We start from the raw sequence: 19755 nt of genomic DNA on the forward strand, positions 1-19755 counted from the left end.
TGGCGGCGGGGCCCTCTCGCCAATGTCGGCGGAGCGCCCTAGCGTGTCGGTCATGAGCAACGACCTCAGCAGCGGTGCCGTCGGCACCGTCATCCGTCCGGGCGACCCCGAGTGGGAATCCGCCCGCCGCTTCCACTCCGGCATCGGCACGCCCGCCGCCGTCATCCGCGCCGCCACCGTCGACGACGTGCGCGGGGCCCTCCGCTACGCCTCGGCCGAGCACCTCGACGTCATGATCCGCGGGGGCGGTCACAGCGCCTGGGGCGGCGTGCCGGGCGGCCTCACACTCGACATCTCCGCCCTCGACGACATCCAGATCCAAGGCACGAGGGTGCGCATCGGCGGAGGAGCGCAGTGGGGCGCCGTCGCGCACGCGCTCGCCGAACGCGGCCTCGGCATCAGCTCCGGCGACACGGCGTCGGTGGGCGTCGGCGGCCTCACGCTCGGCGGCGGCATCGGCTGGATGGTCCGCGCGTGGGGGCTCGCCGCCGACCAGCTCGTCGGCGCCCAGCTCGTCACTGTGCGCGGCGAGGTCGTGGAGGCGACGGATGCCTCGCACCCGGAGCTGCTGTGGGCGCTGCGCGGCGGCGGCGGCAACTTCGGGGTGGTCACTCGCTTCGACTTCGAGGCGCATCACCTCGGCGGCGTGGTGCATGCGGTGTACGGGATCGAGGGCGACGCGCGCCCGATCCTCCGCGCGTTGCGAGACCTCATGGCGAGCGCCCCGCGCGACCTCACCCTCACCTACATGGACGTTCCGGCGATGGATCCCAGCGCCCCCGCCGGCGCCTCGATCACCGCGGTGTGGATCGGCACCGACGAAGACGCGGCACGTCGGGCCTTGGCCCCGCTGGCGGGCGCCCCAGGGGTGGCAGAGCGCGAGTTCGGTGTACAGGAGTATCCCGACGTGCTGCTCGAGGCGCCCGAGTTCGACCCCGAGCAGCCGATGCCGGGCTTCGTCGGCGGCAATGCCCTGCTGACCGTGCTCGACGACGACGCGATCGAACGGATCGTGACGTTCCGCGAGCAGAACCCGGCGTCGGTCGCGTTCCTGCGGTCCCTCGGCGGGGCGTACGGCGACGTCGCGCAGGACGATTCCGCCTTCCCCGGCCGCGCCGCGACCTGGTTCGCGATGGCCGGGGCCTTCGACGTGCCGGGCCTTCTCGACGACGCGGCGCGGGCAGCTGCGCTGGCGGCATGGGAGGCGATCGAGGCCAAGGGCTGCGGGGTCTACGGCAACTTCTCCGTCTCGGCCGACGCGGAGTTCGCCGAGCGGATGTACCCGCCGGCGACGATGGAGCGTCTTGCCGCGGTCAAGCGCGAGTGGGATCCGGGGAACGTGTTCTGCCGCAACCACAACGTCAAGCCGGCTCCGAACGGCCAGGCGGGCTGACCCTACAGTCCTGCCCGCGGCGGCCGACCGCGCGGGGCTGAGCCCGCCGGCCCGACCCCGCCGGCCGACCGCGTCGGCCGGATCCATCGCAGACGCCGAAGGCGGGTCCCCACGAGGGGACCCGCCTTCGGCGTGTGCGCGCGAGGCGTCAGTGGGTGTCTTCGGCCTCGATCTCGGTGCGGTCGCCCGACCACAGCGTGTGGAAGGTGCCTTCCCTGTCGATGCGCTTGTAGGTGTGGGCGCCGAAGAAGTCCCGCTGTCCCTGGATGAGGGCGGCGGGCAGGCGCTCGGCCCGCAGGCCGTCGTAGTACGACAGCGACGACGAGAACGCCGGGGCGGGGATGCCGGCGCCGGCAGCGGCCGACACGATGCGTCGCCACGCGCCCTGGGCGCGGCCGAGCGCCTCGACGAAGTACGGCGCGGTCAGCAGCACGGGGAGTTCGGGCTGGGCGTCGTAGGCGTCGGCGATGCGGTTGAGGAACTGGGCGCGGATGATGCAGCCGGCGCGCCAGATCTTCGACACGGCGCCGAGGTCGATGGTCCAGTCGTACTCGGCTGCGCCGGCGCGGATCTCGTCGAAGCCCTGCGAGTACGCGACGATCTTCGACGCGTACAGCGCGAGGCGCACGTCCTCGATGAACGCTTCGGCGTCGTCGACCTGCAGCCCCTCCGAAGGGCCGGGGAGATCGCGTGAGACTTCGCGCTGCTCCGGGTGGGACGACAGCGAGCGGGCGAAGGTGGCCTCGGCGATGCCCGACACCGGCACACCGAGCGACAGCGCGGTCTGCACGGTCCAGGCCCCGGTGCCCTTGGCGCCGGCCTGGTCGAGGATGACGTCCACCAGTGGCTTGCCGGTCTCGGCGTCGACCTGGCGCAGCACCTCGGCGGTGATCTCGATGAGGTAGGACTCCAGCTCGCCGCGGTTCCACTCGGCGAACACCTCGGCGATCTCGGCGGGAGACTTGCCGGTGCCACGGCGGATCAGGTCGTAGGCCTCGGCGATGAGCTGCATGTCGGCGTACTCGATGCCGTTGTGCACCATCTTCACGAAGTGGCCGGCGCCGTCGTGGCCGACGTGCGTGACGCACGGCTCGCCCTCGGCGACGGCGGCGATCGACTTGAGGATCGGGCCGAGGGTCACCCACGACTCGTCCGAGCCACCAGGCATGATCGACGGGCCGTTCAGGGCGCCTTCCTCGCCGCCGGAGATGCCGGCGCCGACGAAGTTGATGCCCGTCTCGCGGACCGCCTTCTCGCGGCGGATGGTGTCGGTGAAGAGGGCATTGCCGCCGTCGACGATGATGTCGCCCGGCTCGAACACCTCGATGAGCGAGTCGATGACGGCGTCGGTGGGGCGGCCGGCCTTCACCATGATGACGGCAGTGCGGGGCTTGCTGAGCGACGCCGCGAACTCCTCGTACGAGAACGCCGGCACGAACTCGGCCTCGGGGTGCGCCTCGGTGAGCTCGTCGGTCTTGGACCGGCTGCGATTGAACACCGCGACGGTGTTGCCTTCGCGCGAGGCCAGGTTGCGGGCGAGGTTCGAGCCCATCACCGCGAGGCCCACGACGCCGATGTTCGCCGTCGCGGCGGCGGCCGACTCCGGCCCCTCGGGCTCGGGGGTCGGGCGCTCGACGTCCTCCGGCGCCGGTGCGGCCTCGTGCGCCGTCGTCGCCTCGTCAGGCGCCTGGTCCTGATCCGTCGAGATGTTGGTCTGGGCCGGGCTGTCGGTCACTGTGGGGTCGTTCGAGGACACACGTGCTCCTGAGGTTGAATCGTCGCTTTCAGCCTAGAGTCTGGCGCGTCCGTGTTACACGGCATGGCCGGGTGCTCACGCCGCGCTGCGGCCGGATGTGAGCTCAGGACTTCGGGTGCCGGCTCGCGGCTGATGCAACGAGCCTAGCCCGGGCCGCACACGGGCCTCCGGCCCGATGTCATGAACGCTCGAGGTCGAGCTCCGACGCGATGAAGTCGGCCTGCTGGTCGGAGGCCATTGCGAGGTCGACGTCGATCGCCCGCTCGTCGGGCCCGGGCGCCTCCAGCGTCGCGAACTGCGAATCCAGCAGTGCGGGCGGCATGAAGTGACCCTGGCGCCGCATCATCCGCTCGAACACGACAGCCGGGTCGCCGGTGAAGTTCACGAATGTGACGTTGTCGCGCCGCAGGATGTCGCGGTACGAGCGCTTGAGCGCAGAGCAGGTCACGATCCCCGGCTCTCCGGCGTCGCGTCGCTCGTCGATCCAGTCCGCGATCAGTCCCAGCCAGGGGATGCGGTCGTCGTCGGTCAGCGCGTGGCCACGCCGCATCTTCTCGACGTTGGCGGCGGGGTGGAGGTCGTCGCCCTCCTGGAACCGCCAGCCGAGCCGGCCCGACAGCATGGCTCCCACCGTCGACTTGCCGGTGCCCGACGGCCCCATGAGGACGAGGATCGGTGCGTTGCTGGTCATGTGCGAACTCCGCGACAGAAGGGCAGGCCGAGCCGGTGCCGACGCGACACCGCGGCGTCGGGAGCGGTACGGCGGCGGTGGGCCGGAACGCTCAGTCCTTACGGTAGCCCTGGCGGCCGAGGCTCCAGAACGCGAGCACCGTGCCCAGGGCGCCTACTGCGGCCATGGCGCCGATGAGCCAGAGAAGAGCGTGGCTCCAGAAGCCGTAGTCCATGGGGGTCCTCCGTGAGAAGCGCGAAGCAGTGCGTTCCTCATCGTAGCGGGGGCGCTGGTAGACTCGTGTCGAACTTCGGCGAGGGATGCCTCGCGCCCGTCGATCGCGGCGGGCTGCGGCATCCGTGATCGACGCGGTGATGCCGGCCCAGCGGGCTTTCCTCACGCGCGTGCGTTCGAGTCGAATTCAGGCACACCGCCGCCCCATGCCCCCGGCCAGCCGCTTCGCAGGCCGATCTACAACGGGCCCACAGCCCGCAAGGAGAACCTCATGTCGACCGAACCCGACACCAAGGTCCGCGCCGAGTTCCGCGAGAGCTTCGGCAAGGGCTTCGCCCGCCGCCTCCGCGCCGCCGGCAAGATCCCCGCCGTCATCTACGGCCACGGCACCGACCCCGTCCACGTCGCCCTTCCGGGCCACCAGGTCTCGCTGCTCGTCCGCCGCGCCAACGCGGTGCTCGAGCTCGACCTCGACGGCAAGGAGCAGCTGACGCTCGTCAAGGACGTCCAGAAGGACCCGGTGCACCAGATCATCGAGCACATCGACCTCCTCGTCGTGAAGAAGGGCGAGAAGATCCAGGTCGACGTCCCCGTCGTCGTCCTGGGCGAGCCCGCCGCCGGCACGATCGTCAACCTCGACGCCACGTCGGTTGCGCTCGAGGTCGAGGCCACCCACATCCCCGAGCACATCGAGGTCGACGTCGAGGGTCTCGAAGAGGGCACCCACGTCACCGCAGCCCACCTGAAGCTGCCGAAGGGCGCGACGCTGGTCGCCGAGCCCGAGCTGCTCGTCGTCGCCATCGCGATCCCGGCTGCGGCGATCGCGGCCGAGGAGGAGATCGCCGAGGCCGACGCCGAGGTCGCCGCCGAGCAGTCGGAGGCGTCCGAGGAGGCCGCGGAGGCCGCCGAGTAATCGACTCGATTTCCGGAGCGAGGGGGTGCGGTCGCCGCACCCCCTCGCTTCGTCTCACGAGAGCCCGCGCTGTGCGATGCGGGTTCGGGCAGGATGGATCACATGGCAGAGACCTGGCTGGTCGTGGGCCTCGGCAACCCCGGACCCCGCTATGAGCTGACCCGGCACAATGTGGGGCAGCTCGTGGTCGACGAGCTGGCGGGCCGGCGCTCCGAGACCTTCAAGGCTCACAAGGCGAACGCCCGCGTGGTCGAGACCTGGCTGCGTCCGGGCGGCGCGAAGCTCGTGCTCGCCAAGCCCAACACCTTCATGAACGTCTCCGGCGGGCCCGTGGCCGGCCTGGCGAAGTTCTACGGCATCGAGCCCGACCACGTCGTGGTCGTGCACGACGAGCTCGACATCCCGTTCGACACCATCAAGCTCAAGGTCGGCGGCGGACACGGTGGCCACAACGGCGTGCGCGATGTCGCCAAGGCGCTCGACACGGCGGACTTCCCGCGCGTGCGGGTGGGGATCGGACGCCCCGCGGGCCGCCAGGACGCCGCGGACTGGGTGCTCGACCCGTTCGGTGCGACCGAGCGCAAGAATCTGCCGATCCTCGTCGGAGACGCCGCCGATGCGGTCGAGCAGCTGGTCGCCGACGGGCTGCTCGCGGCTCAGCAGAAGCACCACGCCCCGCGCGTCTGACGGGCCCGGGTGCGGCGCGAGTCAGCCGCCGATGCCGCTGCCCGCGGTGAGTCCGGCGGTGAGGACGCCCTGCATCACGACGCCGAAGACGATCGGGCCGAGGGCGGCGATGACGACGGCGGCGATACCCGCGCCGCGTCCGCGCCCGGTGATCATCGCGACCATTCCCTGCACCAGGGCCCACAGGCCGATCACGGTGCCGGCCCAGAAGGCGACCTCGCCCGTCAGCACCCAGTCGCGCACAGGCGCCAGGACCGACCAGTCGAAGTCCGCGTCGAACGCGCGCGTCGTGATCTCGCGACCGGCACCGACGCCGATGCGGAAGGCCGCGATGCCCCCGACGACGCTCGCGCCTATGGTCGCGAAGAGCGCCAGTCCCAGCGCGACGAGTCCGAGCGCGCCGCTACGCCGAGCCGGCGCGGGAGTGCCGTACGAGGACACGGATGCCGCGCCCTGCGCGCCGGAGCCGGGCACCGGTGCGCCGGCACCCGGTGCCGGGTAGCCCGCGGGCGGGACGTACCCGGCGGGCGGCGCGTAGCCGGACGGGGGCGCGTACGCGCCCGCGGGTGGGGCGGACCATCCCGGCGAGGCGGGCTGGTGCGGGGGCGCGTCGGGCTGGCTCACACGCTCATCCTAGGAGCCGGCCGCCGCGGTCCGACCCCGTGGCGGCCCACCCGGGAGCCCGGATCGCGGACGGGCCGGCCGGGCGACGTGCGGCATTCCGCCCCTTGGCGATCCTCGCCCGAATCCGATGTCGTCGCCGGGAACTAGACTCGTCCGGTGACAGTTCCCGGGATCGTGCGCGCCCTCGAACAGGCTGAACCGTTTCGGGACGCGGTGGCGGCGGCATCCGTCGATGCCGACTTCTCGCTCGTGGAAGGGCTCGACGCACCGCTGCTCGCGGCCCTGCTCGAAAGGCGCCGAGCTGCCGGCAAGCCGCCGGCGGTGCTGCTCGTCGCGCCCACGGGGCGCCGCGCCGAGTCGCTGGGCCCCGCCCTCGGGGCCCTGCTGCCGGGCGCCGAGGTGCTGCACTTCCCGGCGTGGGAGACGCTGCCCCACGAGCGCCTGAGCCCCAGCGCCGAGACCGTCGGAGCGCGCCTGGACGTCCTCGCGCGCATCGCGAAGTGGGACGCCGCGACGCCGCTGGTCATCACCGCCTCGGTGCGAGGGGCGATCCAGCCGCTCGCCGCGGGGCTCACGGACGTGCCGCCCATCGAACTCGTCGTCGGCGGACGCGGGCACGACCTGGGCGACGTGTCGGCCCGACTCGTCGAACTCGCGTACCACCGCGTCGACATGGTCTCGCGGCGCGGCGAGTTCGCGGTGCGCGGCGGCATCCTCGACGTCTTCCCGCCGACAGCCCCCCATCCGTACCGCGTGGAGTTCTTCGGCGACGAGGTCGACGAGATGCGGGCGTTCTCGGTCGCCGACCAGCGCTCGCTGCCCGGCGAGGTGCGCGAGGTCACGCTGCTGCCCAGCCGTGAGCTGCTCCTCACCGACGCCGTGCGCGGCCGCGCCCGGCAACTCAAGGACGAGTTCCCCGGCCTCGCGGGCATGCTCGAGAAGATGTCCGAGGGCATCCCGGTCGAGGGCATGGAGTCGCTCATGCCCGCCGTCGTCGACCGGCTGGTGACGCTCGTGGACTATCTGCCCGAAGGGTCGGCCGTCGCACTCGTCGATCCCGAGCGCGCGGTGACCCGCGCCATCACGCTCGGCGAGACGAACCGCGAGTTCCTCGAGGCCGCCTGGAGCGCCGCCACCGCCGGAGCGACCACGCCGATCGACCTCGGCGCGGGCGACTTCCTGACCCTGCCCGACCTCCGCGAGGCCGCCCGCGATCGCGACGGCGTGTGGTGGACGCTCAGCGCCTTCGACTCGGGACAGGCGGATGCCGCCGCCGAAGGCCTCATCGACGACGACATCGACGTCGCGCTCGAGGCCGCGGCCGCCATCCGGGTTCCGGGCACGGCGGTGCCGTCGTTCCAGGGCAATGTGGACGGCGCGACCGAGCACATCGGTGCGCTGCTCGCCGACGGATGGCGGGTCGTCGTCGCGGCATCCGGCGCCGGACTGGTCGAGCGGGCGCGCGACGTCCTCGCCGAGCGCGGAATCGCGGCACGCAAGGTCGACGAGGTGATGCACGCACCCGAGCCGGCCGTCGCCCACGTCGTGCTGAGCGTGCTCGAGCGTGGCTTCGAGGTGCCCGCGGCCAAGCTCGCGGTCATCACCGAGTCGGAGTTCTACGGCCGCACGATCGGCGGCGACAACCGCGTCGTCAAGAAGCTCGCGTCGCGGCGCAAGGCCGTGGTCGACCCGCTCAAGCTGAACGCGGGCGACTACGTCGTGCACGCCACGCACGGCATCGGCAAGTTCGTCGAGCTCACGCAGCGCGAGGTGTCCAGCGGGGGTCGCAACGCGGTCAAGAGCGTGCGGGAGTACCTCGTGCTGGAGTACGCGCCGTCCAAGCGCGGCTACCCGGGCGACAAGCTGTTCGTGCCCACCGACCAGCTCGACCTGCTGTCGCGCTACGTCGGCGGCGAGGCGCCGAGCCTGTCGAAGATGGGCGGGAGCGACTGGTCGCAGGCCAAGAGCAAGGCGCGTCGCGCGGTGCGCGACATCGCGGTCGAGCTCGTGAAGCTCTACTCGGCGCGCATGGCGGCGAAGGGGCACGCGTTCGGCCCCGACACCCCGTGGCAGCGCGAGCTGGAGGAGGCGTTCCCGTTCGCCGAGACGCCCGACCAGCTGCAGACGATCGAGGAGATCAAGGCCGACATGGAGAAGCCGATCCCGATGGACCGGCTCCTCTCGGGCGACGTCGGCTTCGGCAAGACCGAGGTCGCCGTGCGCGCCGCCTTCAAGGCGATCCAGGACGGCAAGCAGGTCGCGATGTTGGTTCCGACGACGCTCCTCGTCAAGCAGCACCTCGAGACGTTCACCGAGCGCTTCGCCGGCTTCCCGGTGAAGGTGCGGCCGCTGTCGCGCTTCCAGACCGACAAGCAGGCACGCGACACGATCGCCGGGCTCGCCGACGGCACCGTCGACATGGTCATCGGCACGCACCGGATCCTCACCGAGAAGGTCCTGTTCAAAGACCTCGGGCTCATGATCATCGACGAGGAGCAGCGGTTCGGCGTCGAGCACAAGGACCAGCTGAAGAAGCTCAAGACCAACGTCGACATCCTGGCGATGAGCGCGACGCCCATCCCGCGCACGCTCGAAATGGCGGTCACCGGCATCCGCGAGATGTCGACCCTGCAGACGCCGCCCGAGGACCGGCATCCGATCCTCTCCTACGTCGGCGCCCGCAACGACAAGCAGATCGCGGCGGCCATCCGTCGCGAGCTCCTGCGCGAGGGCCAGGTCTTCTACGTGCACAACCGCGTGCAGTCGATCCAGCGCGTGGCCTCCGAGCTCGCCGAGCTCGTGCCCGAGGCGCGCATCGCCGTGGCGCACGGGCAGATGGGCGAGCACCAGCTCGAGCAGGTCGTCGACGACTTCTGGGAACGCAAGGCCGACGTGCTCGTCTCGACGACGATCATCGAGACCGGCCTCGACATCTCGAACGCGAACACGATCATCATCGACCGCGCCGACAAGTACGGCCTCAGCCAGCTGCACCAGCTGCGCGGCCGGGTCGGCCGTGCGCGCGAGCGGGCGTACGCGTACTTCATGTACGACGACCTCAAGCCGCTCAGCGAGACCGCCGCCGACCGGCTCGAGACGATCGCCGTCAACAACGATCTGGGCTCGGGCATGCAGGTCGCGCTCAAAGACCTCGAGATTCGCGGGGCGGGGAACCTCCTGGGCGCCGAGCAGGCCGGCCACATCGCCGGCGTGGGCTTCGATCTGTACCTGCGCATGATCGGCGAAGCGGTCGCGACCTTCCGCGGCGAGGAGACCGAAGGACCCACCGAGCTGCGGCTGGAGCTTCCGGTGCAGGCACGCATCCCGGAGGCGTACATCGACAGCGAGCGGCTGCGCCTGGAGGCGTACCAGAAGCTCTCGGCCGCAGCATCCGTCACCGCGAAGGACGACGCGATCGACCTCGTCATCGAAGAGCTCACCGACCGCTACGGCGAGCCGCCGTCGGAGGTCGAAGGTCTGCTCGCGGTCGCCCGGCTGCGGCGGCGCGCAGGTGCCGCCGGCCTCGCCGATGTCGTCGCGATGGGGCCGAACCTGCGCATCGCGCCGGCGAACCTGCCCGACTCGATGCGCGTGCGCCTGCAGCGCCTGCATCCCAAGGCGAAGCTCGTCGCGGGAGGAGAGGCGATGGTGGTGCCGCTGCCCACGGCCGGCGGCGAGCCGCTCGGCGACGCGGAGCTCATCGCGTGGGTCGCGCAGCTGATCGAGCAGCTCTGGCCCGAGAAGAAGCCCGGAACGGATGCCGCGGCCCCAGCAGCGACCGCCTGAAGCCGTCGCGAGCCGGGACCCGCCACGACCGCCTGAACCCGTCGCGACCGCCGGAACCCGCGGCGACCGCCGGAACCCGCCACGACCGCCGGACCAGCGACCGCACGCACTAACCGCAGCCCCCGCGGCGACGCCTGACCGGCCGCGTCGGTTCGCCGACCGGATGCCCCGCGCCGTTTGACCGCGCCGCTGACGGCCGCCACGATGGGGGCGTGATCGATCAGCAGCAGGTATGGGACGAAGACGTCGCTCAGTCGTACGACACCCCGGGCGAGGGCATGTTCGCCGATGACGTGCTCGGGCCCACCGTGGCGACACTGGCAGAGCTCGCCGGTGGAGGCGCCGCCGTCGAGTTCGCGATCGGCACGGGCCGGGTGGCGATCCCGCTCCGCGAAGCCGGCGTGCCGGTGTCGGGTATCGAGCTCTCGCACGCGATGATCGCCCGCCTGCGCGAGAAGGTCGGAGAGGACGACATCCCCGTCGTCCAGGGCGACATGGCGACGGCCTCGGCGGGGGAGGGGTTCGCGCTGGCGTACCTGGTGTTCAACACGATCTCCAACCTCCTGACGCAGGAGGAGCAGGTCGAGTGCTTCCGCAACGCCGCACGCCACCTCGCGCCCGGCGGGCGCTTCGTCATCGAGCTCTGGGTGCCGCAGCTGCGCGCGCTCGCACCGGGGCATGCGGGCACCGTCGAGGTCAGCGAGCCCGGCTATGTGCTCGTCGACACGATCGACACTCTCACCCAGCGACTCACGTCGCACCACTTCCGGTTCGGGCCGGACCTCGCCGACGGGCGCGAGGCGCGGGTCGGGCGCTCGCCCCACCGCTACATCTGGCCGAGCGAGCTGGACCTCATGGCTCAGCTCGCCGGGTTCACACGCGAGAGCCGGTGGGCGAACTGGCGCCGGGAGGAGTTCACGGGGGAATCGCTCAGCCACGTCTCGGTCTACCGGCTGCCGGGCTGAGAGGCCCGGCCGCCCACCCGCCGGCCGCGGGACCGGCCGTCGACCGACTGAGCGGCGGCGGACGCAGGCCGCTCAGTTGCGGAGCCGATGGTCGCCGGCCTGCGGGTCGAGATCAGATCACGCCTTGCGCGAGCATCGCGTGGGCCACGCGCTCGAAGCCCGCAGAGTTGGCGCCGACGACGTAGTCTCCGGCGCGGTCGTACTTCTCCGCGGCGCGGAACGCCGCGTCGTGCACGTCGGCCATGATCGCGCGCAGCTTGGCCTCGCTGTCGTCGAAGCTCCACCGCTGGCGCGCGGCGTTCTGGCTCATCTCGAGCGCCGAGGTCGCGACACCGCCGGCGTTGGCAGCCTTGCCCGGGCCGAACAGCACGCCCGCGGACTGGAACAGCTCGATCGCCTGGGGCGTGGAGGGCATGTTGGCGCCCTCCGCCACGGCGCGCACGCCGTTCGCGATGAGGGCACGCGCGTCGTCGGCATCGAGCTCGTTCTGCGTCGCCGAGGGGATCGCGACATCGACCGGCACCTCCCACGGACGAGCGCCCTCGATGTAGCGCGCCCCGGGGCGGCGCGCGGCGTACTCCGAGATGCGCGCGCGCTCGACCTCCTTGATCTGGCGGAGCAGGTCGACGTCGATGCCGGCGTCGTCGACGACGTAGCCGGAGGAGTCGGATGCCGTGACCGCCGTCGCGCCGAGCTGGCGGGCCTTGTCGATGGCGTAGATGGCGACGTTGCCCGAGCCGGAGACGCCCACGCGCTTGCCCTGCAGGCTCTCGTTGTGGACCGCGAGCATCTCGTCGACGAAGAACACGGCGCCGTAGCCGGTCGCCTCGGTGCGCACCTCGGCGCCGCCCCACTGCACGCCCTTGCCGGTGAACATGCCCGACTCGTGGCGGTTCGTGATCTTGCGGTACTGACCGAAGAGGTAGCCGATCTCACGGGCTCCGACGCCGATGTCACCGGCGGGCACGTCGGTGTGCTCGCCGAGATGGCGGTACAGCTCGCTCATGAACGACTGGCAGAAGCGCATGATCTCGGCGTCCGAGCGTCCGTGCGGGTCGAAGTCGCTGCCGCCCTTCGCGCCGCCGATGCCCTGACCGGTGAGGGCGTTCTTGAAGATCTGCTCGAAGCCGAGGAACTTGATGATCGACAGGTTCACCGACGGGTGGAAGCGCAGACCGCCCTTGTAAGGGCCAAGCACCGAGGAGAACTGCACGCGGAAGCCGCGGTTGACCTGCAGCCGTCCGGCGTCGTCGACCCACGGCACGCGGAAGAGGATCTGGCGCTCCGGCTCGACCAGGCGATCGAGGATGCCGCCGTCGACGAACTCGGGGTGCGCCTCCAGCACGGGCGCGATCGACTCGAGCACCTCGTGCACGGCCTGCAGGAACTCCGGTTCGTTCGGGTTGCGGGCCTCGACGGTGTCGAGGACGAGCCGGATGGAGTCGGTGGATGTGAGGAGCGCAGAGGGCATGACCGTGGAGCTTTCAGAACGTGGAGCGGTGCGCGGGGGGCGGCGCTCCTTCACCCTACCTAGCGTTCGCCGAGCGGATCGTGTGTGTGACGGCGGCTACGCTGGGCGCATCCACGAAGGCGGGAGGCAGGAACGATGAGGTTCGAGCACCTCGGGGCGCAGCCCCGCATCCACCCCGACGCGGTCGTCGCCGCCACCGCCGTGATCAGCGGTGACGTCGAGATCGGCGCGGACTGCCAGATCCTCCACGGGGCCGTCATCACCGCGGAGGGCGGGGCGATCACCCTCGGCGCGAACGTGATCGTGATGGAGAACGCGCTCATCCGCGCCATCGCCACCAACCCGGTGCACATCGCCGATCACGTGCTGGTGGGACCCATGGCGAGCATCTCGGGCGCGGTGGTGGAGGAGGAGGTTTTCCTCGCCACCGGGACGCGTGTCTTCAACGGCGCGCACCTCGGGGCGCGCAGCGAGGTGCGCATCAACGGCGTGGTGCACCTGCGCACGACGCTGCCGGCCGACTCCACGGTGCCGATCGGGTGGGTCGCCGTCGGCGATCCGGTGCAGATCCTGTCGCCCGACCGGCACGAGGAGATCTGGGCCGCCCAGCGAGAGCTCGACTTCCCCGGGTACGTCTTCGGTCTGGACCGCGAGACCCCCGACCTGATGGTGCAGCTGACCGAGCGCTACGGTCGCAGCCTCGCCCGCCACGCCGACGACCGCCGCCTCGACTGAACCGCGCGGGTCTCGGTCCCCCACGACGGTGAGGGAGACGGATGCCGCGGCCCGCGGCGTCCGTTCGTTTCGAGAAGTCAGTCCCAGACGAGGCCGCAGTCGCGGCAGCAGAGCTCGAGGCGGTCGACCCAGCCGTCGTCGAGGGCGTCTCGACGATCCCACTCGATCCGGAACCACCGCGGCTCGGTCGCCCGCACATCGAGCGACCCGCATTCGGGGCAGACTTCGGCGACGATGATCCGTGCCATGGCGCCACGGTACGCCGCGGCCTCCGCGATCGCGGGTGCGACGCGCGGACGGCGGCGATCGACCGGGATCCACGCGGCGGGCGTCAGCCGGTGTTCTGCAAGCCGGCCGCGACACCCGAGACCGACAGCAGCAGCAGGCGCTGCAGCTCGGGGTCGACGGGTGCGCCCTCGGGCGCCTCGCGCAGCGCCCGGAGCGCCCGCAGCTGCAGCAGCGAGAGCGCGTCGACGTAGGGGCTGCGCATCTTGACAGCGCGCTGGAGGACCGGTTTGTTGCCGAGGAGCTCCGTGCCGCCGGTGATGCGGATCACCCAGTCGCGCGTGAGCCGCATCTCGTCGCGCACGAGCTCGGCGAGGTCGTCGCGGTCGCCGAGTTCGAGGTAGTGGCGCGCGATGCGGTCGTCGGTCTTGGCCAGGCTCATCGCCACGTTGTCGATGAGCGTGCGGAACAGCGGCCACTCCTGATAGGCGCGCTGGAGCAGCGGCTCGTCGCCGACCGCGTCGAGCGCGGTGCCCAGGCCGAACCAGCCGGCGAGGTTGATGCGCGCCTGCGTCCACGCGAACACCCACGGGATGGCGCGGAGGTCTTCGAGCGACTCCACCGACAGGCCGCGGCGGGCAGGCCGCGACCCGAGCGCGAGCAGCCCGATCTCCTCCATGGGGGTGACGCGCGCGAACCACGGGGCGAAGCCGGGCGCCTTCACCAGCGAGAAGAACCGCTCGCGGGAGGCGCCGTCGAGCGTCGCCGCGATCCCGGAATAGGTGTCGGCAGCCGCGCGGTTGCGCTCCTCGTTCGAGGGGGAGGAGGCGAGCAGGATCGCGGCGGCGACCTGGTCGATGTGCCGCATGGCGATGGCGGGGTCGCCGTAGCGGGCGAAGATGACCTCGCCTTGCTCGGTGAGCTTGAACCGGCCGTCCACCGAGTGCGGCGGCTGCGCCATGATGGCGGAGTTGGCGGGTCCGCCGCCGCGGCCGAGGGCGCCGCCGCGGCCGTGGAACAGCGTCAGCTCGATGCCGTTCTCGTCGGCCCAGGCCGCGATCTTCGCCTGTGCCTCGTACAGAGCGAGGTTGGCGGCGACAGGACCGACGTCCTTGGAGGAGTCGGAGTACCCGAGCATGACCTCCAGGCGCCGGCCGGTCGCCTCCAGGCGGGCGGCGAACTCGGGGTGTTCGACGATCTCGGCCAGGATCCGGGGCGCGGCCTGCAGGTCGGCGAAGGTCTCGAACAGCGGGATGACGTCGAGCACGGGCGGCGTGCCGTCGGGGCCTACGGCGAACCGGGCCAGGCGGTGGACGTTGGCGAGGTCGTCGGCGGACTGTGTGAACGAGACGATGTAGCGGCCGGCCGCGCGGGGCCCGTACCGCTCCTGGAGGAAGCCGACCGTGCGGATGACGTCGAGCACCTCTTCGGCGAGCTCGCTGCGCGGCGCGTCCGACTCGAGCTCGGCGAGCACCTTGGCGTGCACGGCCGAGTGCTGGCGCACCTCGAGCTCGGTGAGGTGGAAGCCGTAGGTCTCGACCTGCCACAGCAGCTGCTGCAGGTGCCCGTACGCCTGACGGGGTGCGCCGGCCTGGACGAGCGAGTCCTGCACGACGCGGAGGTCGGCGAGCAGGTGCTCGGGGTCGCGGTAGGCGAGGTCGGCGTCGCGGGCGCGGGTCGCCTCGATCTTGCGCGAGATCAGCAGCATGATGCGGCGGTGCGGCTCGTCGGGGGAGCGCTTGGCGATGTCCTTCGCGGCGTCCTCGTCAGCCGCCTTGAGGCGCCGCCACAGCGCGAGGAGCGCCTCGCTCGGCGGGGTGGTCGTGGCGTCGAGGGTGAGCGTGCGGCCGATGCGGCTCGTGGTGCGGGCGAGGCCCAGGAGGACGTGCTCGCTCGCGATGGCGGAGGCCTTGCGGGTGACGGATGCCGTCACGAACGGGTTTCCGTCGCGGTCGCCGCCGACCCACGACCCGATGCGCACGAACGGGCGCACGACGGGGGCCCGGCCCCCGGCGGCGGGCCCCTGGAGGGCGTCGTCCACGCGGCGGTACACGTGCGGGACGGCGGTGTACAGGGTGTCGTCGAACACCGCCATCACGGCGCGCACCTCGTCGGTGGGCGAGGGCTTCTCGGGCCGCAGCGGAGCGGTGCGCCACAGCGTGTCGATCTCCTCGAGCATGCGGCGCTCGGCTCGTCGCTCGTCGGCGCCGCCGCGGAGCGACGCGTCGTGCTCCTCGAGGAGGGTCGCCAGCCGGCGGATGCTCGTCGACACCGCACGGCGGCGGGCCTCGGTGGGGTGCGCCGTGAACACCGGGTGGAAGCGCATGCTCTGCAGGCGCTTGAGAGCGGTGTCGTCTCCGACCTCGGCCGCCAGGCGCACGAACGCCGCGGCGACCGAGTCCGTCGCCTGCTCGCGGTCGGGGCGGCCGTCGCGCTCGCGGAGGATGCGCACGCGCTGGTGCTCCTCGGCGAGGTTCACGAGGTGGAAGTAGGCGGTGAAGGCCCGGGCGACCTCGTCGGCGCGGGCGATCGTGAACGAGTCGGCGATGGCTGCCGCGCGGGCGAACGCCTCCGGAGTCTCGTCGGTGTAGGCCTGGATGGTCGCCGTGCGCAGTCGCTCGACATCCTCGTAGAGACCCGGCGAACCGCTCTCCCGCAGCACCTGGCCGAGCAGGGTCCCCAGCATGCGCACGTCGCCGCGCATCTTCTCGGGAATGGCCTGCTCCGCCTCGAACCGTCCGACGAGGTCGATCGCTTCGGTGTGGGTGAGTTCACGCATCTGTCCAGGCTAACGGCGCGCGGTTTCTCCGATGACACGGGCGCCGTTGTGTGACGCGCAGGTGCTCACGGCTGCCGGGTCGCCGGAAACCCGCTCGCTAGACTGGCCCGTGGAGCGCCGGGAAGTCTGGTCGGCACGCCCTTGACGACCCCGCGATCACCTCCTGGAGGCCCGATGTCGCTTCTCCGCTCCGCCCGATTCCCCGCGATCGTCCTGCTGATCGCCGCCGCCCTCGGGCTGATCGTCGCCAATTCGCCCCTGTGGCCGGCGGTCGACGACGCCATGCACGCGTACATCGGCATCCCCGGCGTGTTCGAACTGAGCCTCTCGCACTGGATCAAGGACGGCCTGCTCGCGATCTTCTTCTTCGTGGTCGCCGTCGAGCTCCAGTACGAGCTCACGACCGGCCAGCTGAACTCCGCACGCAAGGCGATGCAGCCGGCGATCGCCGCCGCCGGGGGTGTGCTGGTGCCCATCGCGATCTACCTCGCCGTGGCGTGGGGCACGGACGCCGCGGCGGGGTGGCCGATCCCGACGGCGACCGACATCGCCTTCGCGCTCGGAGTCCTCGCGGTCTTCGGCAAGGGGCTGCCGGCCGCGCTGCGGGTGTTCCTCCTCGCACTGGCGATCCTCGACGACATCGTGGGCATCGTCTTCATCGCGGTGCTGTTCACGACCGGCGTGGACTTCGGCGCGCTCGCCGGCGCCGCGGTCGCCGTGGTCGCCTTCGGCATCCTCAGCCGCCTGCTCGACACGCGCGCCCGCGTGCCGGTCGCGATCCTGCTGGTGCTCCTGGCGATCACCACGTGGGTGCTCGTGTACAACTCGGGCGTGCACGCCACGATCGCCGGCGTCGTGCTGGGCCTGGCGATCGCGCAGCGGCCGGCGCTGCGGGTGCGGCACGAGCTGGAGCCGTGGGTCAACGGCATCGTTCTGCCCGTGTTCGCCTTCTCGGCGGCGCTCGTGGTGATCCCCGCCGTGCCGCTGGCGCAGCTGTCGCCGGCCTTCTGGGGCGTGCTGATCGCCCTGCCGGTCGGCAAGGTCGTGGGCATCGCCGTGTTCGGCTGGCTCTCGCTGAAGCTCTCCCATCGGGGCGGGCAGGCTCCGCTCGCCTTCAGCGACCTCGTCGCGGCAGGCGCCCTCGGCGGCATCGGCTTCACGGTGTCGCTCCTGCTCTCGGAGCTGGCTTTCTCGGGCGCTGCCGCGCTGCGCGACCAGGCGACGCTGGGCGTGCTCGCGGGTTCGGTGATTTCGCTCCTCCTGGCCGCAGGCCTCGTATCGTGGCGGGCATGGCACTATCGACGCCGGATGACGACCGCAGCCGCCGCGAGCTGACCCCGACCGGCGGCACGCCCGATCCGCTGCGGGAGGCGGCCGACGTCATGCGCGCCGTGCGCGATCGCTGCGTGTGGACGCAGCAGGTCGACCACCGCGCGCTCGTGCCCTACCTCGTGGAGGAGAGCTCCGAGCTCATCGACGCCGTGGAGGACGGCACGCGCGAGGAGCTGCGCGAAGAGCTCGGCGACCTGCTGTGGCAGGTGCTGTTCCACTCCGAGATCGCCTCGCGCGACGAGGACGATCCCTTCGACATCGACGACGTCGCACGGGGGCTCACCGAGAAGATGGTGCGGCGGCATCCGCATGTCTTCGGCGACGCGGTGGCGACGACGCCCGAGGAGGTGCTCGTCCACTGGAACGCCGCGAAGGCCGCAGAGAAGCACCAGCGCCGCTCCGTCCTCGACGGCGTGAGCGAGCGGATGCCGAGCCTCGCGCTGGCGCAGAAGCTCCTGTCGAAGGCGTCCCAGGTCGGCCTCGACCCCGCCCTCCCGCTCCGCCCGTCGCTGAGACCTCAGCCGGCGGACGAGACCGCGGGCGAATCCCGAGGTCTCGTCCCTCGATTGTCGTCTCACGGGGAGAACGTGGGCGGGCCGACGAGCGAGGCCGAGCTGGGCGAGGTCCTGCTGGAGCTCGTCGCCACCGCCCGGGCGAACGGGTGGGACGCCGAGCGCGCCCTGCGCGAGCGCCTACGCGGCCTCGAGCGCGATATGCGCGCCGCCGAGGCGACGCCGGACACGCCGCAGGGTCCCGCCGGGACCGAGGACGACGGCTCGGCCTGAGAGGGCACCGGGACCGGCCGGGGACGGAGGACCTCGGCCGGACCTGGAAAGATAAGGGCGTGGCATCCGTCAATCCGCCGCGCGGCATGCGCGACTTCCTCCCCGCTGAAAAGGCCCGTCGCGAGCGCGTGCTCGCCGTCATCCGCGAGCGCTACCGCGCGCACGGGTTCGACGAGATCGAGACGCCGGTCATGGAGGAGTACTCGCGGCTGCACGCGGGCATCGGCGGCGACAACGAGAAGCTCGCGTACAACGTGCTCAAGCGCGGCCTCGACGCCGACGCGATCCGCGCCGCCGCTGACGACCCGGCGAGCCTCACCGACCTGGGCCTGCGCTACGACCTGACGGTCCCGCTCGCGCGGTTCTACGCCACCAACCGCGGCCAGCTGCCCTCGGTGTTCCGAGCGATCCAGATCGCGCCGGTGTGGCGGGCCGAGCGTCCTCAGAAGGGCCGCTACCGGCAGTTCGTGCAGTGCGACATCGACATCATCGGGGATGCCTCGGCCCGCGCCGAGGCCGAGCTCGTGGTCGCGACGCTCGACGCCGTCGACGCCCTCGGACTCGAGGGCGGCAGCGTCCGCATCAACGACCGCCGTGTGCTCGACTGGATGCTCGACAGCTTCGGATTCGGGGCCGAGGAGCGTCCCGGGGTGCTCATCACCATCGACAAGCTCGACAAGATCGGCCCCGACGGCATCGTCGCCGAGCTGCGCGAGCGGGGCGCGACCCCCGCGGCGGTCGACGCCTTCGACGCCTTCCTGCGCCGGCCGATGACGCTCGAGTACAACCCCTACGGCGAGCGGCAGATCCGCAAGGCGCTGCCCGACGATGCTCCCGCCGAGATCGTCGAGCACCTCGTCGGAATCGGCGAGGCAGTGGCGGCCGCGTGCGCTTCGACAGGCTCCGCAGCCGGTGCCGAGGCGGCCTCCGAGGGGCTCGCCGGAGACATCCCACTCGTCTTCGACCCGTTCCTGGTGCGCGGCATGGGCTACTACACCGGCACGATCTTCGAGCTCGCGCACCCGTCGGTCGACTACTCCCTGGGCGGCGGTGGTCGCTATGACGGCATGATCGGCCGCTTCCTGGGCCAGGACGCGCCGGCGGTGGGCTTCTCGATCGGCTTCGAGCGCATCGTCGACCTGGTGGCGGAGAGGACGGATGCCGCGGCCCCGGCCGTCGTGCTGGTGCACGACCGCGACGTGTCGCAGGGAGTGCTGCTCGCCCTGAAGGCCGGGCTGGTCGGCCAGGGCTCGCGGGTGCGCCTGGAGCAGCGGACCAAGAACCTCAAGGCGCTGCTCGAGCGGGGCGCGGCCGACGGCTACACCGCCTTTGCAATCGTGGCGCCGGGCACGACGTCGGACTCGCTCGAGGTCAAGCCGCTCGGTTGATGTCAATGAATT

16 protein-coding genes are annotated in these 19755 nt (G+C 71.7%); 9 read left to right on the forward strand and 7 right to left on the reverse strand.

Going from position 1 to position 19755, the window contains the following annotated elements; genetic code table 11:
• The first annotated feature begins 52 nt into the window (after window positions 1–52).
• Window positions 53–1393: an FAD-binding oxidoreductase gene (locus IM767_RS13255; protein WP_109210957.1), complete on the forward strand. Its 1341-nt coding sequence runs from the start codon at window positions 53–55 to the stop codon at window positions 1391–1393.
• Between the two features lie 148 nt (window positions 1394–1541).
• Here IM767_RS13255 and gndA read toward each other — a convergent pair whose 3' ends face one another.
• From gndA to IM767_RS21035, 3 genes are all read right to left on the reverse strand, one after another.
• The gene (gene gndA / locus IM767_RS13260; protein ID WP_422613779.1) at window positions 1542–2969 is read right to left on the reverse strand and encodes an NADP-dependent phosphogluconate dehydrogenase; all 1428 of its coding nucleotides are present in this window, start codon (window positions 2967–2969) and stop codon (window positions 1542–1544) included.
• A gap of 358 nt (window positions 2970–3327) precedes the next feature.
• Complete coding sequence (locus IM767_RS13265) at window positions 3328–3840, reverse strand: gluconokinase (protein WP_109210860.1); 513 nt, start codon at window positions 3838–3840, stop codon at window positions 3328–3330.
• 91 nt (window positions 3841–3931) lie between these two features.
• Window positions 3932–4054, reverse strand: coding sequence for a hypothetical protein (locus tag IM767_RS21035; RefSeq protein WP_275403153.1), 123 nt, complete (start codon window positions 4052–4054; stop codon window positions 3932–3934).
• A 270-nt stretch (window positions 4055–4324) separates the two neighbouring features.
• Between IM767_RS21035 and IM767_RS13270 the strand changes: the two genes are divergently transcribed.
• Both IM767_RS13270 and pth read left to right on the forward strand, forming a co-directional pair.
• Window positions 4325–4966, forward strand: coding sequence for a 50S ribosomal protein L25/general stress protein Ctc (locus IM767_RS13270; RefSeq protein ID WP_109210861.1), 642 nt, complete (start codon window positions 4325–4327; stop codon window positions 4964–4966).
• A 102-nt stretch (window positions 4967–5068) separates the two neighbouring features.
• A complete protein-coding gene (gene pth, locus IM767_RS13275) occupies window positions 5069–5653 on the forward strand; it encodes an aminoacyl-tRNA hydrolase (RefSeq protein WP_109210862.1) in 585 nt (194 codons plus the stop codon).
• Between the two features lie 21 nt (window positions 5654–5674).
• Here the strand turns inward: pth and IM767_RS13280 are convergent, their stop codons facing one another.
• Window positions 5675–6277 carry a hypothetical protein gene (locus IM767_RS13280; protein ID WP_109210863.1) on the reverse strand — a complete coding sequence of 201 codons (603 nt, stop codon included), beginning with the start codon at window positions 6275–6277 and terminating at the stop codon, window positions 5675–5677.
• Between the two features lie 156 nt (window positions 6278–6433).
• Here IM767_RS13280 and mfd point away from each other — a divergent pair, with 156 nt between their 5' ends.
• Both mfd and IM767_RS13290 read left to right on the forward strand, forming a co-directional pair.
• The gene (mfd, locus tag IM767_RS13285; RefSeq protein ID WP_194398887.1) at window positions 6434–10063 is read left to right on the forward strand and encodes a transcription-repair coupling factor; all 3630 of its coding nucleotides are present in this window, start codon (window positions 6434–6436) and stop codon (window positions 10061–10063) included.
• A gap of 212 nt (window positions 10064–10275) precedes the next feature.
• Window positions 10276–11028: a class I SAM-dependent DNA methyltransferase gene (locus tag IM767_RS13290; RefSeq protein ID WP_109210864.1), complete on the forward strand. Its 753-nt coding sequence runs from the start codon at window positions 10276–10278 to the stop codon at window positions 11026–11028.
• A gap of 112 nt (window positions 11029–11140) precedes the next feature.
• Here the strand turns inward: IM767_RS13290 and gdhA are convergent, their stop codons facing one another.
• On the reverse strand, window positions 11141–12499 hold the full coding sequence (gene gdhA, locus IM767_RS13295) for an NADP-specific glutamate dehydrogenase (RefSeq protein ID WP_109210865.1): 1359 nt from the start codon (window positions 12497–12499) through the stop codon (window positions 11141–11143).
• A 135-nt stretch (window positions 12500–12634) separates the two neighbouring features.
• Between gdhA and IM767_RS13300 the strand changes: the two genes are divergently transcribed.
• Entirely contained in the window at window positions 12635–13234 is a 600-nt protein-coding gene (locus tag IM767_RS13300; RefSeq protein WP_109210866.1) for a gamma carbonic anhydrase family protein, read from the forward strand.
• A gap of 77 nt (window positions 13235–13311) precedes the next feature.
• On the opposite strand, the gene IM767_RS13305 is transcribed toward IM767_RS13300, so the two are convergent.
• Window positions 13312–13482, reverse strand: a complete 171-nt coding sequence (locus tag IM767_RS13305; protein WP_162564305.1) for a hypothetical protein — start codon at window positions 13480–13482, stop codon at window positions 13312–13314.
• 83 nt (window positions 13483–13565) lie between these two features.
• Entirely contained in the window at window positions 13566–16238 is a 2673-nt protein-coding gene (locus tag IM767_RS13310) for a phosphoenolpyruvate carboxylase (protein ID WP_109210867.1), read from the reverse strand.
• Window positions 16239–16412: 174 nt separating this feature from the next.
• On the opposite strand from IM767_RS13310, the gene nhaA reads away from it, so the two are divergent.
• From nhaA to IM767_RS13325, 3 genes are all read left to right on the forward strand, one after another.
• Window positions 16413–17573, forward strand: coding sequence for a Na+/H+ antiporter NhaA (gene nhaA, locus IM767_RS13315; protein WP_109210868.1), 1161 nt, complete (start codon window positions 16413–16415; stop codon window positions 17571–17573).
• The gene (locus IM767_RS13320) at window positions 17528–18355 is read left to right on the forward strand and encodes a nucleoside triphosphate pyrophosphohydrolase (RefSeq protein ID WP_109210869.1); all 828 of its coding nucleotides are present in this window, start codon (window positions 17528–17530) and stop codon (window positions 18353–18355) included. The genes nhaA and IM767_RS13320 overlap by 46 nt, the downstream gene beginning before the upstream one ends.
• Before the next feature lie 86 nt (window positions 18356–18441).
• Window positions 18442–19743 carry a histidine--tRNA ligase gene (locus IM767_RS13325; RefSeq protein WP_198425950.1) on the forward strand — a complete coding sequence of 434 codons (1302 nt, stop codon included), beginning with the start codon at window positions 18442–18444 and terminating at the stop codon, window positions 19741–19743.
• Window positions 19744–19755 lie beyond the last annotated feature (12 nt).

Source organism: Microbacterium ureisolvens (assembly GCF_015278315.1).
Taxonomy (GTDB): Bacteria; Actinomycetota; Actinomycetes; order Actinomycetales; family Microbacteriaceae; genus Microbacterium; species Microbacterium ureisolvens.